Annotated in this window: 18 protein-coding genes; 8 read left to right on the top strand and 10 right to left on the bottom strand. The window is 62.7% G+C overall.

Going from position 1 to position 17,964, the window contains the following annotated elements; translation table 11 throughout:
- Nucleotides 1-346: 346 nt before the first annotated feature.
- Nucleotides 347-970, bottom strand: coding sequence for a DUF1236 domain-containing protein (locus AYK65_RS11375; protein WP_026617920.1), 624 nt, complete (start codon nt 968-970; stop codon nt 347-349).
- A 173-nt stretch (nt 971-1,143) separates the two neighbouring features.
- Here AYK65_RS11375 and AYK65_RS32365 point away from each other — a divergent pair, with 173 nt between their 5' ends.
- Together AYK65_RS32365 and AYK65_RS11370 are read left to right on the top strand one after the other, a co-directional pair.
- A complete protein-coding gene (locus AYK65_RS32365; RefSeq protein ID WP_167549754.1) occupies nt 1,144-1,305 on the top strand; it encodes a hypothetical protein in 162 nt (53 codons plus the stop codon).
- A 94-nt stretch (nt 1,306-1,399) separates the two neighbouring features.
- A complete protein-coding gene (locus tag AYK65_RS11370; RefSeq protein WP_026617919.1) occupies nt 1,400-2,041 on the top strand; it encodes an MBL fold metallo-hydrolase in 642 nt (213 codons plus the stop codon).
- 195 nt (nt 2,042-2,236) lie between these two features.
- Here the strand turns inward: AYK65_RS11370 and AYK65_RS11365 are convergent, their stop codons facing one another.
- The 3 genes from AYK65_RS11365 to AYK65_RS11355 form a co-directional block, all read right to left on the bottom strand.
- The gene (locus AYK65_RS11365) at nt 2,237-2,647 is read right to left on the bottom strand and encodes a BA14K family protein (RefSeq protein WP_026617918.1); all 411 of its coding nucleotides are present in this window, start codon (nt 2,645-2,647) and stop codon (nt 2,237-2,239) included.
- Between the two features lie 145 nt (nt 2,648-2,792).
- Nucleotides 2,793-3,008, bottom strand: a complete 216-nt coding sequence (locus tag AYK65_RS11360) for a cold-shock protein (protein WP_026617917.1) — start codon at nt 3,006-3,008, stop codon at nt 2,793-2,795.
- A 663-nt stretch (nt 3,009-3,671) separates the two neighbouring features.
- Nucleotides 3,672-4,574: a DMT family transporter gene (locus AYK65_RS11355; protein WP_026617916.1), complete on the bottom strand. Its 903-nt coding sequence runs from the start codon at nt 4,572-4,574 to the stop codon at nt 3,672-3,674.
- Nucleotides 4,575-4,798: 224 nt separating this feature from the next.
- Here AYK65_RS11355 and AYK65_RS11350 point away from each other — a divergent pair, with 224 nt between their 5' ends.
- A complete protein-coding gene (locus tag AYK65_RS11350; protein ID WP_081158379.1) occupies nt 4,799-5,263 on the top strand; it encodes a hypothetical protein in 465 nt (154 codons plus the stop codon).
- Here the strand turns inward: AYK65_RS11350 and AYK65_RS11345 are convergent.
- The 3 genes from AYK65_RS11345 to AYK65_RS11335 all read right to left on the bottom strand — a co-directional run bounded on the left by AYK65_RS11345 (nt 5,235) and on the right by AYK65_RS11335 (nt 7,216).
- On the bottom strand, nt 5,235-6,425 hold the full coding sequence (locus AYK65_RS11345; protein WP_081158378.1) for a PQQ-dependent sugar dehydrogenase: 1,191 nt from the start codon (nt 6,423-6,425) through the stop codon (nt 5,235-5,237). The genes AYK65_RS11350 and AYK65_RS11345 overlap by 29 nt on opposite strands.
- Before the next feature lie 184 nt (nt 6,426-6,609).
- On the bottom strand, nt 6,610-6,891 hold the full coding sequence (locus AYK65_RS11340; RefSeq protein WP_139793168.1) for a hypothetical protein: 282 nt from the start codon (nt 6,889-6,891) through the stop codon (nt 6,610-6,612).
- Nucleotides 6,881-7,216, bottom strand: coding sequence for a hypothetical protein (locus AYK65_RS11335; RefSeq protein WP_026617914.1), 336 nt, complete (start codon nt 7,214-7,216; stop codon nt 6,881-6,883). Before AYK65_RS11335 ends, AYK65_RS11340 begins: the two co-directional genes overlap by 11 nt.
- 442 nt (nt 7,217-7,658) lie before the next feature.
- On the opposite strand from AYK65_RS11335, the gene AYK65_RS11330 reads away from it, so the two are divergent.
- Entirely contained in the window at nt 7,659-8,861 is a 1,203-nt protein-coding gene (locus AYK65_RS11330; RefSeq protein ID WP_081158376.1) for a pyridoxal phosphate-dependent aminotransferase, read from the top strand.
- 121 nt (nt 8,862-8,982) lie between these two features.
- Here the strand turns inward: AYK65_RS11330 and AYK65_RS11325 are convergent, their stop codons facing one another.
- Nucleotides 8,983-9,849, bottom strand: coding sequence for an NAD(P)-dependent oxidoreductase (locus AYK65_RS11325; RefSeq protein ID WP_081158374.1), 867 nt, complete (start codon nt 9,847-9,849; stop codon nt 8,983-8,985).
- 24 nt (nt 9,850-9,873) lie between these two features.
- On the bottom strand, nt 9,874-10,635 hold the full coding sequence (locus tag AYK65_RS11320) for an SDR family oxidoreductase (RefSeq protein WP_026617911.1): 762 nt from the start codon (nt 10,633-10,635) through the stop codon (nt 9,874-9,876).
- Nucleotides 10,636-10,746: 111 nt separating this feature from the next.
- On the opposite strand from AYK65_RS11320, the gene AYK65_RS11315 reads away from it, so the two are divergent.
- A complete protein-coding gene (locus tag AYK65_RS11315; protein ID WP_081158372.1) occupies nt 10,747-11,637 on the top strand; it encodes a LysR substrate-binding domain-containing protein in 891 nt (296 codons plus the stop codon).
- 40 nt (nt 11,638-11,677) lie between these two features.
- Here the strand turns inward: AYK65_RS11315 and carA are convergent, their stop codons facing one another.
- On the bottom strand, nt 11,678-12,883 hold the full coding sequence (gene carA, locus AYK65_RS11310; protein ID WP_081158370.1) for a glutamine-hydrolyzing carbamoyl-phosphate synthase small subunit: 1,206 nt from the start codon (nt 12,881-12,883) through the stop codon (nt 11,678-11,680).
- Between the two features lie 328 nt (nt 12,884-13,211).
- On the opposite strand from carA, the gene AYK65_RS11305 reads away from it, so the two are divergent.
- The 3 genes from AYK65_RS11305 (at nt 13,212) to recQ (ending at nt 17,813) form a co-directional block, all read left to right on the top strand.
- Nucleotides 13,212-13,661: a GatB/YqeY domain-containing protein gene (locus AYK65_RS11305; RefSeq protein ID WP_026617908.1), complete on the top strand. Its 450-nt coding sequence runs from the start codon at nt 13,212-13,214 to the stop codon at nt 13,659-13,661.
- A 127-nt stretch (nt 13,662-13,788) separates the two neighbouring features.
- Nucleotides 13,789-15,792 (top strand): DNA primase, encoded by a 2,004-nt coding sequence (gene dnaG / locus AYK65_RS11300; protein WP_081158368.1) that lies wholly within the window; start codon nt 13,789-13,791, stop codon nt 15,790-15,792.
- Between the two features lie 155 nt (nt 15,793-15,947).
- On the top strand, nt 15,948-17,813 hold the full coding sequence (recQ, locus tag AYK65_RS11295; RefSeq protein WP_081158366.1) for a DNA helicase RecQ: 1,866 nt from the start codon (nt 15,948-15,950) through the stop codon (nt 17,811-17,813).
- The last annotated feature ends 151 nt before the right edge of the window (nt 17,814-17,964 follow it).

The following is a 17,964-nucleotide window of genomic DNA, read 5'->3' as shown; positions in this document are numbered from 1 at the left end:
TTGTGCGTCTGAAAAGGCGCACGGCGCTGTAGCGTGATGACACTCATCATTGAGGATAAAGGCGGCTGTTCACAAAATTCATAATCGAGTCGCTGAATTCAAAGTATGGAATTTGCCCCAAGGTGTTTGCCGAGAACCGCAAGATTTATCAACAGAACATGATGCACTGACGGAGGAGGTGACGCCACGGCAGCACTCTGCTTCATTGATCAGACGAGGAAATCTATTTCAGCGACGCGAACGCCGCGATGCTGAGGATATTACGTGCTGACGTTGCTGGCTGCAGCCGACCCTCTCGCAGCGCATCTGGAGCGACGCGCTGCGGTGACGTCGGAAGAGTCCGGCGTCAGCGATAGATGTAGACGACGCGCCGTGTCGCGGGCTCTACGAGCACGGGCTGGCCGTTGACGTTGACATATTGGTAGTCGTATTCCGGAATCGGCCGGACGGCGACGGTCTGCGGCAGTGTGGCACCAAGAACCACCTCGCCGTCGAGGTAAACCGTATCCACCGGATTTTCGGTGATATAGGTGCGGACCGCGGGCGGCGGAGTGATCGCCGTCACCTCTTCGACGGGCCCGATCAATTCAAGCGGCTCGGCCGGAGTGGCTACCGTGCTCCCGGTGGTCTCATAGGTCACGACCGGAACGCCGAGTTCTGCGCGGCGCTCGGAAATCACCACTGTCGAACCGCCGGAGCCGGTCGCGAGATATTTTGCATAGGCCCAGCCGGCCACGCCGCCGACGTTAACGCGGCACCAGTTGCTGCCCTGGATGCAGCCTTCCAGTACGGCCGTGCTGCCGCGCGCCGCCAGTCCGACGATCGGATATTGCGGCCCAGGGCCGGCGCGCACGTTGAGATCGGTCACTGCCATTGCGCTCATCGCTGCGCCGGCGGTGGACACGCCTGCAGCGAGGATCAAACCCGCTGCCGCGACCGCTCGAAGCAGATGGGGGGAGAGGGTCTTCATCGTCTTGCTCCTCTTTTTTGGTGCAGGCCAAACGCACCGCCGGACTGGGATGTTCCGCCGGTGACATCACGAAATGTGAGCATGAAACATATTGACGCCGCCGAGTGTTGCTCGAGCCGGCGTCAACATGGTGGATCGTCCGCAGTCGCACGTAATGAACGGGAGTCTGAAAGATGCAGGATGGTATTTCCGACGAAACCAAGCTCACGGCGCAGCGGCTGCGGCCGCTGGTGTTTATCGTCGTAGCGGCCAAGCTCGCCGTGTCGGCCTTTTTGCTGACTACGGTGCAATTTCCCGCGCCGGTGGCCGCGCCCGAGATCGCTGCGCTCCGCTGATTTGCCCTGTTCCTGCGCTCATTTATCGCTATAGGTGACGTGAAAAGGGCGGCCCGCGGGCCCTCCAACAATCCTAGAGCGAGGCACAGGCGACATGTTACAGGCGGGCATTATCCCGGTGACGCATTTCCAACAGAACTGCACCGTCCTGTTCGACAGCGAAACCAAGGAGGGAGTCATCGTCGATCCTGGCGGCGATGCCGATGTCATTCTGCAGACGATTCGCGAAAACGGCATCACGCTGAAGGCGATCTGGCTCACGCACGGCCATATCGATCATGCTGGCGGCGCCAGGGACCTGAAAGAGGCACTGGGCCTCGAGATCATAGGGCCGCACAAGGACGACCTGCCGCTGCTCGAGCGGCTGGAGGCCCAGGCAGAGCGCTTCGGTCTCGCCATGCAGGTCCGCAACGTCGTGCCGGACCGATGGTTGGAGGATGGCGACACGGTTTCCTTCGGCAGTCACGTCTTCGAGGTGTTGCATTGCCCTGGTCACGCGCCCGGCCATGTCGTCTATTTCAACCGGGCACAGAAATTCGCCCATGTGGGCGATGTGCTCTTTCATGGCTCGATCGGGCGCACCGACCTGCCGGGCGGGGATCACCAGCAGCTTCTCACTTCAATTCGCGACAAGATCCTGCCACTCGGGGACGACGTCGGCTTCATCTGCGGTCACGGCCCGGGTGGCCGGATCGGTGAGGAGCGCCGCACGAACCCCTTCCTACGGGGCCTCTGAAGCAGGCTGAGGTGCAGTTACAGCGCCGTGCGTCTTTTCAGACGCACAAAGGGCGCTGTAGCGCTTTGAATTGCTGCATGTTTTTGTCCTTAAATGAGCTACGATTTAAGGAAACATGCAGTAAAGAAGGCAGCGAAAGAAGAAGGGCGCACGACGCGTTCGCGTCATGCGCCCTTCTGATTGCGCTGGCTTCGATCAGCCTGCGGTGCAGAAATGGCTGCGGCCATCATAGCCGACGAAGGTGCCGCTGTCCGGATCGAAGGAGCGGTAGCGCTGCGAGCAATAGCGATACCATTCCGGCGTCCAGGGTTCGAGGCCATAGCTCTCAACGACCGGGCGATAGACGGGGCGGTAGACCGGGCGGGGGCGATATACCGGGCGCGGCTCGTAATATTCGGGTTCCGGATCGATGTAGACCCGTTCGGGTTCGCCATAGTAGCGCGGCTGCGAGCCGATCGCGGTGCCGATGAGCGCGCCGGTGACTAAGCCCACTGCGCCTGCTGCCAACAGATCGTCGTCGTCCCCGGCTTGGGCAGTGCCGAAGGTCGGGAGAACCATTGCCGCGGCGGCGACTGAGAGAACGGCTGCTTTGATGAACTTTTTCATGGGCTTTTTGTCCTATGCATGGGCCGGATCGGCTCCGGTTTTCATGATTAACAAACTCTATACAGCCCAAACTGAATGGAGCCTGAACGAAAAAACCCGGCAAACTTGCCGGGCTTCAAACGCGATGTATCGACAGAGAGCAGCGTTAGCCGACGATCTGCAGGTTGACTGCCTTCGGTCCCTTGCCGCGACGATCCGGCTCGGTGTCGAAGGTGACCTTCTGGTTTTCCGTGAGACCGCTCAGGCCGGAGGCCTGCACGGCAGAAATATGTACGAAGATGTCCGCGCCACCGCTTTCAGGTTTGATGAAGCCAAAGCCCTTGTCGGTGTTAAAGAATTTTACAGTGCCAGTTTCGGCCATGCGTCAGGTCCTTTTCTCTCCACCCGTTTCACGGGCAGCATTACAGTTTTGCCCAATATGGGCGTGGGGGCAGGCAGTTCTCGACAATTGAGGAAAGGGTCCTGGTTATCGCGACCAGCATGGAAAGGTTTGCAAAATAAGCCTCCCCACCCTCGCCGCCCGGAGTGGCTTGCGTCTCCGGCCCGCTTATTTTCAAGATCTTCCCGCGTTCGCAAATTGCCCGAACAGAGTAAGAGTGATGGGTTTATTTTGAATTGGCAAGCAAAACTTTTCTGACGCCAGGTTGCGACTTGCCATTGCTCAAAAACGTGCCAATTGCCGGGTGGGCTCGCCATATCCGAGAATGCATCGCAAGCTGTTGAATCCAAAGCTCTTTGAGGTGAAGCGAGTGTAGACTAGACGGTTTGCGTCAAATTTTGTCGCTCTCGAACATGCCGCGACTTTGGGCAGTGAGATTTCCCACCCGCAACTGCCTGATATGTCTAGTCCTTCTCTGCGCTTCGAACCATTGCAGGTTTGAGCTATGAATCCTATCGAAAAGCTGCAGCACTGAGCGCCGAGCGAACTCTCCGCTCCTCCACTCTGAAGCAAAGGGCAGCGATTTCCACACAGTATTAGTAGTATTATAAGTCTAGTCTTGATCAGTGCGCAAAAGCGGGACGGTTAGGCTGCCGCCTCTGCCTCCTCCTCACGTTTCTTCGTGAGTTCCGGTACGAGTTCGACGGCGAGCATCGCCGCGAAGATGACGGCGCAACCGAGATAGCCGATCGGCGTGATGATCTCGTCGAGTAGCAGCACGCCGAAGAGCGCGGCAAAGAGAGCCTCGCTCGACAGGAATATGGCGGCCTGGGGCGCGGTAGTGTAGCGCTGGCCGACCACCTGGCAGATGAAGGCGATGCCGCTCGAAAAAATGCCGGCATAGAGGATCTGCGGCAGTGCCTGCCGGACGACATCGAGGCTCAACGGCTCGAAGATCACGGCGAGCGCGGAGCCCGCAACGGCACAGACGGCGAATTGCGTCATCGACAGAAGCATCGGCCGTCCCGTCGCCGGGGCGAAGACACCAACCAGCATCACCTGGATTGCCCAGAAGAGGGCGCAGACGATCGTCAGCAGATCTCCGCCGGTCAGGGACGACAGCGCGCCTCCGCTCAAGAGAAAGATGCCGAAGCTTGCGAGCAATGCCGCCGGCCAGATAACCCAATGCGGCTGGCGGCGCAGGAACACGACCGTCAGCACCGGCACGAAGACGACGTAGAGCCCTGTCAGGAAGCCGGAATTGGTGACGGTGGTGCTGAGCAGGCCGAACTGTTGCGTCACAGCGCCGCCGAAAAGCGCCAGCCCGATGAAGATGAAGTTGCGAACGGCGTTTCGCGGCAATGGCGCCGTCGCTTGCCTTGCTTCGACAAGCGCCAGCGGCAGGGCCACGAGAGTAGCGATCACGAAACGCAGACCGATGAACCAGAGGGGACCGATCGCCTCCATCGCCGTCGATTGCGCGACAAAGCCTGCACCCCAGATCGCACCGGCGAACAGCAGAAACAGATTGGCCTGGATGCGAGTCACGACGGGCTCCCGGGTCGACAAGGTTTGGGGTGGAAGCGATCCAAAGCGGGCTCGCTCGGCGACATGCAGCAATTCAAAAAGTGCTACAGCGACCCTTTGCGCGTCTCGCTTTAGCCGCTCTATCAGTTGCGTTTTTTGAGGGCAAGCCTCATCCTCGCCACCTACAGCAACCGTTGCGACGGATGACGATAGACGGTCGCGGGTTGGTGGCGAAAGGCAGATGGATGAGCTCCGCAGGCTATTCGGGCACACCGCTTGCGAAGAAACTCGGTTTGCGCGATGGCCAGGTCGCGCTGCTTCTCGACGTTCCGGGCGTTCTTCCTGAGATTGCGGCCTTTCCCGGCTTCGCGCGTATGGCGACATCGCTCGAAGGGGCGGCCCCGCGGCAGTATGATTACATTCACAGCTTCGAGACGGAGAGGGTAAGGCTCGAATCAGCGGCGCCGGCCTTGGCTACCCGGCTGAGGCCGGACGGAATGCTCTGGATCTCGTGGCCAAAGCGTGCCTCGGGGGTTGCCACCACGCTGAACGAGGACATCCTGCGGGAGATATTTCTGCCGCTCGGTCTCGTCGACGTAAAGGTCTGCGCTGTGGACGCGGTCTGGTCCGGGCTGAAATTCATGTTCCGCAAGGAGGTGAGGGCCTCGCTTGAGGTGGGCCTCATTGCGTCGGGGCCTTGGAGACCCTGAGCACGGCACCGTTCGCCTCGTCGGTCACCATCAGAAGCGCGCCGTCGGGGGCGACGATCACGTCGCGGATGCGGCCATACTCACCGTCGAAAAGGCGCTCCTCGCCGGTAATGGTGCCGTTTTCGTCGCGCTCGAGGCGGGCGAGCAACTGGTATTTCAGAGCCGCGACCATAAGGTCGCCGTCCCATTCCGGAAACATGCTGCCGCGGTAGACCGCGATCGCCCCCGGCGCGATCGACGGATCCCAATAATAGAGCGGCTGCTCCATGCCCTCCTTGGCGGTGCCTTCGCCGATCTCCGCGCCGGAGTAGTCCTTGCCGTAGGTGATCACTGGCCAGCCGTAGTTCTTGCCGGGTAGCGGATTATTGATTTCATCGCCGCCCCGCGAACCATGTTCGACCGTCAGAAGCTTGCCATCCTTGGGGTCGAAGGCAATGCCCTGCGGATTCCGGTGGCCTATGGACCAGATCTCCGCCCGACCTCCGGTGCCGCCGCGATAGGGATTGGAGGCGGGAATGCCGCCATCGGGGTTGATGTGCAGGATCGAGCCGGCGTGGTCGCGGGGGTCCTGCGCACGTTCGCTTTCGCCGCGGTCGCCGATGCCGAAGAACAGGCTGCCGTCTTTGTCGATGGCAATGCGCGAGCCGAAGTGCACACCTGTCCGGGTGAACCGGTTCATCCGGAATATTTCCTTCACCTCCTGAAGGCTTTGCTCGTCTTCGGAAAGGGCTGCCCGCACGAGGACGGTGCCGTAGCCGCCGTCGCCGCGAGCGGAGAGGGTGAGATAAAGTATGCGGTTCGTTGCGAATTGCGGATCAAGGGCAACATCCAGAAGGCCGCCCTGGCCGGTTGCGGCTGCCTTCGGCACACCGTCGATCGCTCTCGAAAGCTTACCGTCCCGCAGGACACGCAGACGACCCGGCCGCTCGGTGACTATCAGGGCGCCGTCCGGCATGACCTCGACTGCCCAGGGATGTTCCAGCCCGCTCGCCAGCGTCTCCACGCGAACGGCGCCCGCCTGCGTCGAAAACTCCCGCGCTTCCTGAGCGGCGGCAGGCGATGCGGCATGCAAGAGGAGCCAAGCGGCTACTGAAATCGCCGCTCCGGCATGTGCCGATCGGATGTTGCTCGGATTGATTTTTCTCCGCCACGGGCGTCGCATCGCAGCTCTCCGGTCCTGTTGCGCGGGCCCGGGAAGGATGCGGGCGGCGCATCCCATGTCCCCGCGCCGACACGCGATGATCGGGGTTAAACTGGAGCGCGGTGCCGCGGCCTTCAAGTCAAATCGGATCAAAAGACCTTTATCCGGACAGTGCGAACGGCTAAGGCGAACGGCCAGCGCCTCGTCAGTCGCTCGCGGCAGCGGCGATCGCGGCGCTTCTGGCGCGTATCACAGGAACGTTCGCGGCGGTCTGGAATTCCGATGCGCGGCGGTCGGATTGCATAGCGAAACTTCTGTTCGGAACGTGCGATGCCTCGGACTTGGCCTTCATGTAGAAGCCTTTGCCGACCAGCATAAGACCGGCCAGAACAACAAGCGCGATGATCGCGGCGACGATCGTTTCGATCGCCGACAATCGGCCGAGAAAGTCCGTTTTCGGCTCGCGCAGATCGTCGTCACCGGACATGGCGCCGAGCCTCCGGACGGACGGGCAAGGCGACGCGGCTCCGCCAGAGGGCGAAGGCGGTGGCGGCCGGAAGCGCCGTTGCGATGAGCGTGAGGCCGATCAGGATCTGCCGGTCGGCGTGCACCACCGGCTGCGGCAAGCCAAGTTCCGAAACATGAGCTACTATCGGCTGCGGCTGGCTCTCGGCTGCTTGTACGGTCGCATCCGCCGTGAGACCCAGGACCATCACGATGCAGGCGGCAAGTGCGGCGAGCGCGAGATAGAAGCCCCAGCGCGCCTGCCTGCGCCGTGCGCGCGCCGCGGCGATTTCATCGTCGAGAAACATAGCATACCCCCAAGATGCCAATGCATTCGCACTCTTGAGAAGAAGCTCCGAAATCGGCTCTTGCGGGACGGAATTGCGGCGTGCAAAGGCAGTTGTTGTGGCAAAATTGAGGCTTTCCGGAAAATAAGCGAGGAGCGCTGTTTTTCTCGGGCTCAATGCGCTTGGGCGGTGGTCCGGTCGCGGCGAAGCGTTCGGCGTGCGAGCGGTGCCGGCGACCCGTTCATGAGGCTCCAAAGACCCTGTAAACCGGCTGCCGCGATCGGGCCGCAGTGATGGCATCGATGAAACTTTGTCATGGTGACGCATTCTGCGCGCTTTTGCGGCCGTTTTTCCCCCTCGAACGCTTGCAAGGCCGGGCGTCTTTCGACATAGACCTAACCGCTATGGAGCCCGAGCTCTTCAGCGCTTCACGCCGTATCGAAACGATCAGGACCTCAAGATCATGGCCTTCCTTGCCGATGCCCTTTCCCGTGTAAAGCCTTCCGCCACCATTGCCGTTTCGCAGAAAGCCCGCGAGTTGAAAGCGAAAGGTCGTGATGTCATCGGCCTTGGCGCCGGGGAGCCGGATTTCGATACGCCTGACAATATCAAGAAGGCCGCGATCGACGCGATCAACCGCGGCGAGACGAAGTACACGCCGGTCTCCGGCATTCCGGAACTGCGCGAGGCCATCGCGAAGAAGTTCAAGCGCGAGAACAATCTCGATTACACCGCGGCGCAGACGATCGTCGGTACCGGCGGAAAGCAGATTCTTTTCAACGCCTTCATGGCGACGCTCAATCCAGGCGATGAGGTCGTGATCCCGACGCCCTACTGGGTCTCCTATCCGGAGATGGTGGCGCTCTGCGGCGGCACGCCGGTCTTCGCCTCGACCAAGCAGGAGAACAACTTCAAACTCAAGGCAGAGGACCTCGAAAAGGCGATCACGCCGAAGACCAAGTGGTTCGTGTTCAACTCGCCGTCGAACCCCTCGGGCGCTGCCTATTCCCATGACGAGTTGAAGGCGCTCACGGACGTGCTGATGAGGTACCCGCACGTCTGGGTGCTGACGGACGACATGTACGAGCACCTGACCTATGGCGACTTCAAGTTCGCAACGCCGGTCGAGGTCGAACCCGGCCTCTACGGCCGCACGCTGACGATGAACGGGGTGTCCAAAGCCTATGCGATGACCGGCTGGCGTATCGGCTATGCGGCGGGCCCGCTCCAGCTCATCAAGGCGATGGATATGATCCAGGGCCAGCAGACCTCGGGTGCGACCTCCATTGCGCAGTGGGCCGCGGTCGAGGCACTGAACGGCCCGCAGGATTTCATCCCGCGCAACAAGGAAATCTTCCAGGGCCGGCGCGATCTCGTCGTCTCGATGCTGAATCAGGCCACGGGCATCTCCTGCCCGACCCCGGAGGGCGCCTTCTACGTCTATCCGTCCTGCGCCGGTCTCATCGGCAAGACCGCGCCTTCGGGCAAGGTGATCGAGACCGACGAGGACTTCGTCTCCGAGCTTCTTGAAGCGGAGGGTGTGGCGGTGGTCCATGGTTCGGCCTTCGGTCTCGGCCCAAACTTCCGTATCTCCTACGCCACCTCCGAGGCGCTGCTGGAGGAAGCCTGCCGCCGCATTCAGCGCTTCTGCGCCGCCTGCAGGTAAGAACTGAACAGAAAAATCGAAGGCCCGCCGGTTCGTGGCGGGCCTTTTTGCTTGTTCAGACAGCGATTCAATAATCCGCCGATCCGGTTCAAGTGGCGGTTCTATCATCTTGAGTTCAGAGTCATTTTTGTTTCCGGATCACCTCGATGACGGCAGAAATGTCGTCCACGGCGCGCCCCGCTGCGACGCGGCGGCCCGCGAGCCGCAGCATCGGCTCGATGAAATCGGAAGCGACGCCCTGTTCCTCGCTCGCCCTGACAATATTTTCGAGCGCAATCTTTTGCATGCCGATGTTGGAGACGACGTTGCGGTGGTGCGCACCGCTGTCGATCTTGTCGGCAAGGTCCGGCAAGGTACCGCTCATCGCTTCGATCCACGGGAGGAGCAGCGGCAGGAAGTCACCGACCTTGCCGCCGGCGCTCGTCACCAGGGCGCTTGCGTGCAGGAAGCCGGAAAAGAGGCCGTACATTCCGGAAAGCAGCGAGAGGTCGTAGAGCGCTGCGAGGCCCGGATCGTCCCCAAGATGGCGGCTTTCGGCAAGCGCGTCGAGCGCCTGCCGGTGTCGTTCGAAGAGGGCCGGTGAGCCGCTGTAAAGGATCAAGGCGCCGGCCTCGCCAATCATCGGCGGGATCGCCATGATCCCGCCATCGAGATAGGTCGCTCCCTTTGCCGCCACCCACGCGCCGAATTCGCTCGCGTCGCCGGGCGTGCCATTGGTGAGATTGACGAGATCGCGGCCGGCGAGGGCGTCCTCCGCTCGCGCCAGTACTGCACGCGCCGCCGCGTAATCCACGACGCAGAGAATGGTGAGTTCGCTTGCCGCGATCGCTTCGGCAGGGCTTTCGGCGACCTTCGCACCGGCGGCGGCAAGCGGCTCGGCGCGCGAGCGCGTCCGGTTCCAGATGGTGACCGTATGACCCTTGCGAAGAAGCGTTTGGGCAAGCGCCGTGCCCATGGCGCCGAGGCCGAGGATGGAAATTGTGCCCATGGTCGTTCTTTCCTGGAAAGTGGTTCAGGCGGCCGTCGAAAGCTTCTGGCCGAGGCCGCCATCGACCGCGAACTTTGCGCCGGTGGTGAAGGTCGCCTCGAAAGCGAGGAACAGCACGGCGCGCGCGACTTCGTCTGCCGTGCCATTCCGCTTCATAGGCGTGATGGTATCGCCGAGCTCCTTGAACTCGGCGCGCTCCCTCTCGGTGAGGCCGGCAACCCCCTTTGTCGGCGTGTCGATGAAGCCGGGGCTGACGGAGTTTACGCGGATTCCGCGTGGCAGCAGCTCGGCCGCAAGCACCGATGCGAAGGAGACGAGTGCCGCCTTGCTCGCGCTATAGACGCTCATGCCCGGATGTCCGCCCTCGTCGGCGACGGAGGAGGTGAAGACGATAGCACCTCCCTCGCGGATCAGCGGTGCCAGCCTCTGCACGGTGAAGAAGGCGCCCTTCGTATTGACCGCGAACTGGCGATCATAGGAGGCCTCGCTGACCCGATCGAACGGCTCCAATTCTGAGACGCCGGCATTGATGTGCAGGAGATCGATCGTGCCGAGCGTCTGACCGGCGGCGGCGCCAAGCACGGCGATGTCGTTGAGATCGGCGATGTCGGAGCGCACCGCATGGACGCGCGGACCGAACTCCCGCCTGACACTCGCGAGATTATCCTCATTGCGGCCGGTCAGCAGTACCTCCGCACCGCCTTCGACGAGACGGCGTACCGTCGCGAGGCCCATGCCGTGGGTGCCGCCGATGACGATCGCCTTCTTTCCCTGATAATTGACCATATCCGTTCCTTTCGGTTCAACAACGATGAGGAACAGATGAGTGCGTGGACGAACTTGTGCTAGATAGGGCGATGTGGACCTATCGTCCATGCTTGTAGACGATGGGTGCTTATGGCCAATCTCAACGATTTCACGCTCTTCGTTCACGTGGTCGATCACAAGGGTTTTGCGTCGGCGGCGCGCGCCCTGAACGTGCCGAAGTCGACGCTCAGCAAGCGCGTGGCCGAGCTCGAGAAGGATCTTGGTGTCCGCCTGATCAATCGCACGTCTCGCCGCTTCTCGGTGACCGAGACCGGCGAGGATTTCTATCGCCACGCGGCGGCGATGCTGATCGAGGCGGAAGCGGCGGAGAATGTCGTCAAAGGCAGGCTTGCGGAGCCGACAGGGGCTGTCCGGATCACGGCTTCGGTGCCGACGGCGCAGCTTTCGCTGGCGCCGCTGCTCCCGCAGCTTGCGCTCGCCTATCCGAAGGTGCGCGTGATGCTGCATGCAACGGACCGCTTCGTCGACATCATCCAGGAAGGCTTCGACCTGGCGGTGCGCGATCATTTTGCACCGCTGCCGGATTCCGGCCTCGTTCAGCGCCGCGTCGGCTCGCAGGCCAAATTGATCGTCGCTTCACCTCTTTATCTGAAGCGGAGCGGCGTGCCCGAGAGACCGGGGGAACTTGAGCATCACGATGGGCTCATCACGTCGTTCAGCTCCGAAGGGTGGGTGATGGAGCGGGCCGACGGCTCGACCGTCGCGGTGTCGCCGAGGCCGCGTTTCGTTGCGGATGAATCCCGCGTCCTGCGCGAGGCTGCCGTGGCCGGACTCGGTATCACCACCTTGCCCGGCAAGTTTTGCCGGGAGGAGATTGAAAGTGGCGCGCTTGTCCACATTCTTCCGGAGTGGACCGCGGGCAAGGTGACGACGACGATCCTAATGCCGCATCGGCGAGGGCAACTGCCGTCCGTGCGCGCAACTGTTGACTTCATCGCGGAGCGGCTGGGCGAAGGCTGAACAAAAGGCCCGCACGAGGCGGGCCTAATCCGGGATTGATTTAGCGCTCGGCCAGCGCCGGCTCGCCCTTCTTCTCGCGAATGAGATTGAGGAAGCGGCGGAAAAGGTAATGGCTGTCCTGCGGGCCGGGCGAGGCTTCCGGGTGATGCTGCACGGAGAAGACCGGCTTGCCGTCAACGCGCAGGCCGCAATTGCTGCCGTCGAAGAGCGAAATATGAGTCTCTTCAACGCCTTGCGGCAGCGACTTCGAATCGACTGCGAAGCCGTGGTTCATCGAGACGATCTCGACCTTGCCGGTCGTATGGTCCTTGACCGGATGGTTGGCGCCGTGGTGGCCCTGATGCATCTTCTCGGTCTTGGCGCCGAGCGCCAGTGCCAGCATCTGGTGGCCGAGGCAGATACCGAAGACGGGGATCTCGGTCTTGAGCAGATCCTTGATCACCGGCACGGCGTATTCGCCAGTCGCCGCGGGATCGCCCGGGCCGTTCGACAGGAAGACGCCGTCCGGCCTCAACGCAAGCACTTCTTCCGCGCTCGTTTGAGCCGGAACGACCGTCACCCGGCAGTTAAGACCGGCGAAGAGGCGAAGGATGTTACGCTTGACGCCGTAGTCGACGGCGACGACGTGATAGGCGGCATCGGTCTCGCCGAGCGTCGAATAGCCTTCGTTCCAGACCCAGGGCTTCTCGGTCCAGCGATAGGACTGGCCGGAGGTCGCGACCTTGGCAAGGTCGAGTCCCTCCAGACCGCTCCAGGCCTTGGCTTCGGCCTTCAGCGTTTCGATGTCGAAGACACCGGCCGGATCGTGGGCGATGACGGCGTTCGGCATGCCGTTTTCACGGATCCAGGCCGTCAGCGCCCGCGTGTCGATGCCGCAGAGCCCGATGATGCCGCGCGCCTTCAGCCAGGCGTCGAGGTGCTTGGCCGCGCGGTAGTTGGAGGGCTCGGTGATGTCGGCCTTGAAGATCACGCCGACTGCGCCGTGGCGGGCCGCGGGCGTCAGGTCCTCGATGTCCTCGTCATTGGTCCCGATATTGCCGATATGGGGGAAGGTGAAGGTGACGATCTGGCCGAGATAGGAGGGATCGGTGAGGATTTCCTGGTACCCGGTCAGCGCGGTATTGAAGCAGACTTCGGCCTGAACCTTTCCGGTTGCGCCAATGCCCTTGCCTTCGATAACCGTGCCGTCGGCGAGAACGAGCAGGGCAGTGGGTTTCTGGGTTGTCCATGCGGGTGTCGCGGTCATCGTTCCTATCCCGTTGCGGCGGAAAGCGAGGCTTGAAAGCCGGCCGATTCAACGCCATTTCAAATAGCATGCGGCATGGCGCGCGGAAGCCCCGCGAGAGAAAGGTTCATGCCGATGTTCGTGCAGGTGCCGGAAAATAGCCAAAGGCTTTGACCGGGTCAACCGGGCGCCCGTGAATTGTTCGGAAATAAAATACCTTATAATTCAAGCGGTTGTGCAATGGGTTTGATTGTGCCTGCCGCACTGGTTAAGACGACGACAACAACGACGCAAAATCGGACCGGCTCCTGAGGCTTGCCTGGGGCCGGTTTCGACATGGAGTGAAGACATGCGCGAGCATTTCGCAAACGCACTGAAAGAGGCGCTCAAAGCCAAGGACACCCGGCGTACCTCGACCGTCCGGCTGATCCAGGCGGCGATCAAGGATCGCGATATCGCCAATCGCGGCCAGGGCAAGGACCCTGTGGGTGACGACGAGATCCTGCAGATCCTTGCGAAGATGATCAAGCAGCGCGAGGAATCGGCCCGCGTCTACGACGAGGGCGGCCGCCCCGAGCTTGCCGAACAGGAGCGGCAGGAAATCGCTATCATCAACGAGTTCCTTCCCGAGCAGTTCTCCGAGGAGAAGGTCAAGGAAGTCTGCGCAAAAGTCGTCGCGGACACGGGAGCGCACGGCCTTAGGGATATGGGCAAGTGCATGAACGCACTGAAGGAGCGTTATCCCGGCCAGATGGACTTTGCCAAGGCCTCCGGCGTGGTCAAGGAATTGCTGAAATAAGTCGGCGCGCCCGCCCGTTCACGGCGGGCGCTGCTTTTCGTGCCCTGTGAATTGCGGGCAAGGCGCAGCGCGCCTGTGGCTTCCTCCTGCCATGCCGCTTATATGGAAGGCTGGCCAGAGGTAATCGATGCGCTTTTCACAATCCTTCCTCGACGAGATACGCGACCGAGTCCCGATTTCGGACGTGGTTGGCAAGCGCGTCACCTGGGACCGGCGCAAGACCAATGTGTCGCGCGGGGACTATTGGGCCTGCTGCCCCTTCCACGGCGAGAAATCTCCGAGCTTCCACTGCGAGGACCGCAAGGGCCGCTATCATTGCTTCGGCTGCGGCGTTTCCGGCGATCACTTCCGTTTTCTCACCGATCTCGAAGGCTTGAGCTTTCCCGAAGCCGTACAGCAGATCGCCGAGATGGCGGGCGTCGCCATGCCGCAGCCGGATCCGCAGGCCGAGCGGCGGGAAAAGGAACGCACGAGCCTGCTCGATGTGATGGAGCTCGCGACGCAGTTCTTTCAGGACCAGCTCCAGACTGCCAACGGCGCGAAGGCGCGCGCCTACTTGCGCGAACGCGGACTGACCGGCCGGACAATCGAGACGTTTCGTCTCGGCTATGCGCCCGACAGCCGCAATGCGCTAAAGGAGTTTCTCGCCGGGAAGGGTGTGGGCAAGGAGCAGCTCGAAGCTTGCGGCCTCGTCGTGCATGGTCCGGACATACCGGTTTCCTATGATCGCTTCCGCGACCGGATCATGTTTCCGATCCTCTCCGCGCGGGAGAAGGTGATTGCCTTCGGCGGCCGCGCCATGTCGCCGGACGCGCCGGCCAAATATCTGAATTCCAACGAGACCGAGCTCTTCCATAAAGGCAACGTGCTCTTCAATTTCGCGCGCGCTCGCCGCGCTTCGCAGGGCACCGACGGGGCGGGCACGATCATCGCCGTCGAAGGGTATATGGATGTTATTGCGCTGCATCAGGTGGGAATCGGGAATGCCGTCGCGCCACTCGGCACGGCGCTCACCGAGAACCAGCTCGATCTCCTCTGGAAAATGACGCCGCAGCCGGTGCTCTGCTTCGACGGCGACGGCGCCGGCATTCGCGCCGCCAACCGCGCCGTCGACTTGGCGTTGCCGCACCTGAAACCGGGGCGCTCTGTGCGCTTCGCCATGCTGCCGGACGGCAAGGATCCGGACGATCTCGTGCGCCATGAAGGGCGCGAACCCTTCGACAAGGTGCTCGGCAATGCCCGCTCGCTTGCCGACATGGTCTGGCTGCGCGAGATCCAGGGCGGGGAATTCGACACGCCGGAAAAGCGCGCCGAGCTTGAAGCGCGGCTGCGGCAGGTGACGTCCGTCATCGCCGACGAGAGCGTGCGCCGTCACTACGGCCAGGACATGCGCGACCGGCTGAATGCATTCCTGCAGGGCAGCACGCCCTTCAGGGGCGAGAGGCGGCCTTTTGGGCGCGGCGGGCGGCAAGGGGGTGGGCGACAAGCTGGCGGATGGCAGGACGGCGGCTTTCGCAATGCCGGCGACCGGAACGCCGGCCCAACGACGGTCTCCGACCGCTTGGCGCGCTCCTCGCTCGTCAGCGGCCAGCAGGCGGTGCCGCTGCTGCGCGAAAGCGTGCTCGCGCTTACGATCGTCAACCACCCGCAATTGCTGTTCGACGAGTACGATGAGATCGCAACAATCGAGTTCGACCATCGCGATCTGCAGCGCTGCTGGGCCGCAGTCTTGAACGCTGCGGCGGCGAGCGGGCCGCGCCTGACGCGGGAAAGCCTCATGGAACAACTCGAAGCCGATGGCTTCGGCGCGCTGATCGGCGCGCTCGATCAGCAGGCCCGCTACGCGCGCCTCTGGACCGCGACGGCCGCGGCAGCACCAGAGGACGCGCGCGAAGGTTATCTGCAGGCCCTCACGCTCCACCGGCGCACCAAGGCGCTGCTCTGGCAGAAGCGGGAGCTTGAACGCGAGATCGCCGAGGCTGCGGCCACCGAGGATGCGGAGCTGGGCCAGCGGCTCGTGCGCGCCATGGAGGAGGTGCAGCTCGAGCTCCACCGGATGGACAAGCTCGAAGCCATCGTCGAAGGGTTCGGCGTGCTTTCCGGAAGGGTCAAGGGGCCAGCGGCGCGGTAGCGGAGGCGCGTGGGACGGTCACTCATCCGCCTGCTGGCAGCTTCTCGCCGCAGCCGGGCCCGCTTGCGGGGAGAGGGCAGCGTCAGGGGTCAGCTCCACCTCTTTGCATTCGATCTCCGTGACACCATACTCGGCGCCCCGACGAAAGCGATTCCATGCCCGACAGCCCCAATCCCACCGCACGCCTTTTCGAAGCGGACGGCGCCCGTAATCCCCTCGACGTCCTCAAACGCGTCTATGGCTATTCCGCCTTTCGCGGTCAGCAGCAGGCAGTCATCGAACATGTGGTCGAGGGCGGCGATGCCGTCGTGCTCTTTCCGACCGGGGCCGGCAAGTCGCTGTGCTTCCAGATTCCTGCGCTCTGCCGCAGGGGCGTCGGCATCGTCGTCTCGCCGTTGATCGCGCTCATGCGCGACCAGGTGGAGGCGCTGAAGCAGCTCGGCATTCGCGCCGCGGCGCTCAATTCTTCGCTCACGCGGGAGGAGGCGATCGCCGTCCGCCGGGCGCTTGCGTCGGCGGCACTCGACCTGCTCTATGTCACACCGGAGCGCGCCGTCACCGACGGCTTCGCCGAGATGATCGGCGACATCGATGTCGCCCTCTTCGCGATCGATGAGGCGCACTGCGTGTCGCAATGGGGGCACGATTTCCGTCCCGAATATCGCGGCCTCGATTGCCTTGCGTCGCGCTTTCCCGGCGTGCCGCGCATTGCATTGACCGCGACCGCTGATCCGCACACGCGCGACGATATTGTCGAGCGGCTGGCGCTGACCCGTGCGAGGGTCTTCACATCGAGCTTCGATCGGCCCAACATCGCCTACGAGATCGTCGAGCGTGACCAGCCGCGCCAGCAGCTCCTGCGCTTCCTGAGGCGCTTCAAGGATGCAAGCGGCATCGTCTATTGCCTTTCGCGTGCCAAGGTCGAGGACACAGCGGAATGGCTGAACGCGCAAGGGATCCGCGCGCTTCCCTATCATGCCGGCATGGAGCGGGCGGTGCGCGATGCCCATCAGGACGCGTTCCTGAAGGAGGAGAAGCTGTGCCTCGTCGCAACGGTCGCCTTCGGCATGGGGATCGACAAGCCGGACGTGCGCTATGTAGCGCATCTCGACCTGCCGGGTTCGGTCGAGGCTTATTATCAGGAAACGGGGAGGGCGGGGCGCGACGGGCTGCCCTCCGAAGTCTGGATGGCCTATGGCATGGCCGACGTCATTCAGCGCCGGCGGATGATCGACGACGGCGGCGCACCCGAGGAGATCAAGCGGATCGAAAGATCGAAGCTCAATGCGTTGCTGGCGATCTGCGAGACGGCGGGTTGCCGGCGGCAGGCGATCCTGGCGCATTTCGGCGAGGCCCATCCGGGCGGCTGCGGTCATTGCGATACCTGCCTGAAGCCGGTCGACACCTGGGACGGCACTGAAGCGGCGATCAAGGCGCTCGCCGCCGTCTACCGCACCGGCGAGCGCTTCGGGACCGGCCATGTGATCGACGTGCTGATGGGAACGGTGAACGAGAAGACAGAGCGCTTCGGCCATGTCGACATGCCGGTCTTCGGTGCCGGCAAGGACCTGCCGGCGCGGACGTGGCAATCAGTCTTCCGGCAACTGCTCGCCGCAGGTCTTATTACCGTGGATCACACGGCCTTCGGGGCGCTCAAGCTCGAGCCGGAGGCGCGTAGCGTCTTCCGGCGTGAGCGGCAGGTTCTCTTCCGCAAGGACCGAGCTGCTTCCGGGAGAGCCGCGCGCGGGCAGAAATCGGTCGCCGCCCGCGAACGTTCGGATCTGGCGGGCTCTGATCTGGAGCTCTTTGAGCTGCTCCGCGCCGAGCGCCTGTCGATCGCTCGCGAGATGGACGTGCCGCCCTATGTGGTTTTCCCGGACACAACCTTGATAGCGCTCGCCAAACGGCGACCGCGCGACTTCGTCGACCTCATCGACATTCCGGGCATCGGCGAGAGCAAGCGGGAGAGGTATGGCGAGGCGTTTCTCGCGGTGATCGAGGAATTTGAGGACGGCCGCTGATCGGTTTAGCCATGCGTGCCGTTCCGAGCGGGTCGTTCACGCCGCCTCGGCGGCACGGAGGGTGCTTGAAACCCGCGCATTTCCCCTCGACAATGCAGTGAGAATTCGCTGTGCGTCGAAAGCCATCGCGCTATTTGTCTAGACAACCTTT

Origin of the sequence: Ensifer aridi (genome assembly GCF_002078505.1) — a bacterium.
GTDB lineage: Bacteria > Pseudomonadota > Alphaproteobacteria > Rhizobiales > Rhizobiaceae > Sinorhizobium > Sinorhizobium aridi.
This window is presented reverse-complemented; position numbering and strand designations above follow the sequence as displayed.

Coding starts and splice junctions, on each gene's coding strand:
- AYK65_RS11345 (WP_081158378.1), bottom strand. CDS start 6,425: ATGCGACGCCCGTGGCGGAGAAAAATCAATCCGAGCAACATCCGATCG.
- AYK65_RS11365 (WP_026617918.1), bottom strand. CDS start 2,647: ATGAAAAAGTTCATCAAAGCAGCCGTTCTCTCAGTCGCCGCCGCGGCA.
- AYK65_RS11315 (WP_081158372.1), top strand. CDS start 10,747: ATGGCCAATCTCAACGATTTCACGCTCTTCGTTCACGTGGTCGATCAC.
- AYK65_RS11325 (WP_081158374.1), bottom strand. CDS start 9,849: ATGGGCACAATTTCCATCCTCGGCCTCGGCGCCATGGGCACGGCGCTT.
- AYK65_RS32365 (WP_167549754.1), top strand. CDS start 1,144: ATGCAGGATGGTATTTCCGACGAAACCAAGCTCACGGCGCAGCGGCTG.
- AYK65_RS11375 (WP_026617920.1), bottom strand. CDS start 970: ATGAAGACCCTCTCCCCCCATCTGCTTCGAGCGGTCGCGGCAGCGGGT.
- AYK65_RS11360 (WP_026617917.1), bottom strand. CDS start 3,008: ATGGCCGAAACTGGCACTGTAAAATTCTTTAACACCGACAAGGGCTTT.
- carA (WP_081158370.1), bottom strand. CDS start 12,883: ATGACCGCGACACCCGCATGGACAACCCAGAAACCCACTGCCCTGCTC.
- recQ (WP_081158366.1), top strand. CDS start 15,948: ATGCCCGACAGCCCCAATCCCACCGCACGCCTTTTCGAAGCGGACGGC.
- dnaG (WP_081158368.1), top strand. CDS start 13,789: ATGCGCTTTTCACAATCCTTCCTCGACGAGATACGCGACCGAGTCCCG.
- AYK65_RS11320 (WP_026617911.1), bottom strand. CDS start 10,635: ATGGTCAATTATCAGGGAAAGAAGGCGATCGTCATCGGCGGCACCCAC.
- AYK65_RS11305 (WP_026617908.1), top strand. CDS start 13,212: ATGCGCGAGCATTTCGCAAACGCACTGAAAGAGGCGCTCAAAGCCAAG.
- AYK65_RS11370 (WP_026617919.1), top strand. CDS start 1,400: ATGTTACAGGCGGGCATTATCCCGGTGACGCATTTCCAACAGAACTGC.
- AYK65_RS11340 (WP_139793168.1), bottom strand. CDS start 6,891: ATGTCCGGTGACGACGATCTGCGCGAGCCGAAAACGGACTTTCTCGGC.
- AYK65_RS11330 (WP_081158376.1), top strand. CDS start 7,659: ATGGCCTTCCTTGCCGATGCCCTTTCCCGTGTAAAGCCTTCCGCCACC.
- AYK65_RS11350 (WP_081158379.1), top strand. CDS start 4,799: ATGAGCTCCGCAGGCTATTCGGGCACACCGCTTGCGAAGAAACTCGGT.
- AYK65_RS11335 (WP_026617914.1), bottom strand. CDS start 7,216: ATGTTTCTCGACGATGAAATCGCCGCGGCGCGCGCACGGCGCAGGCAG.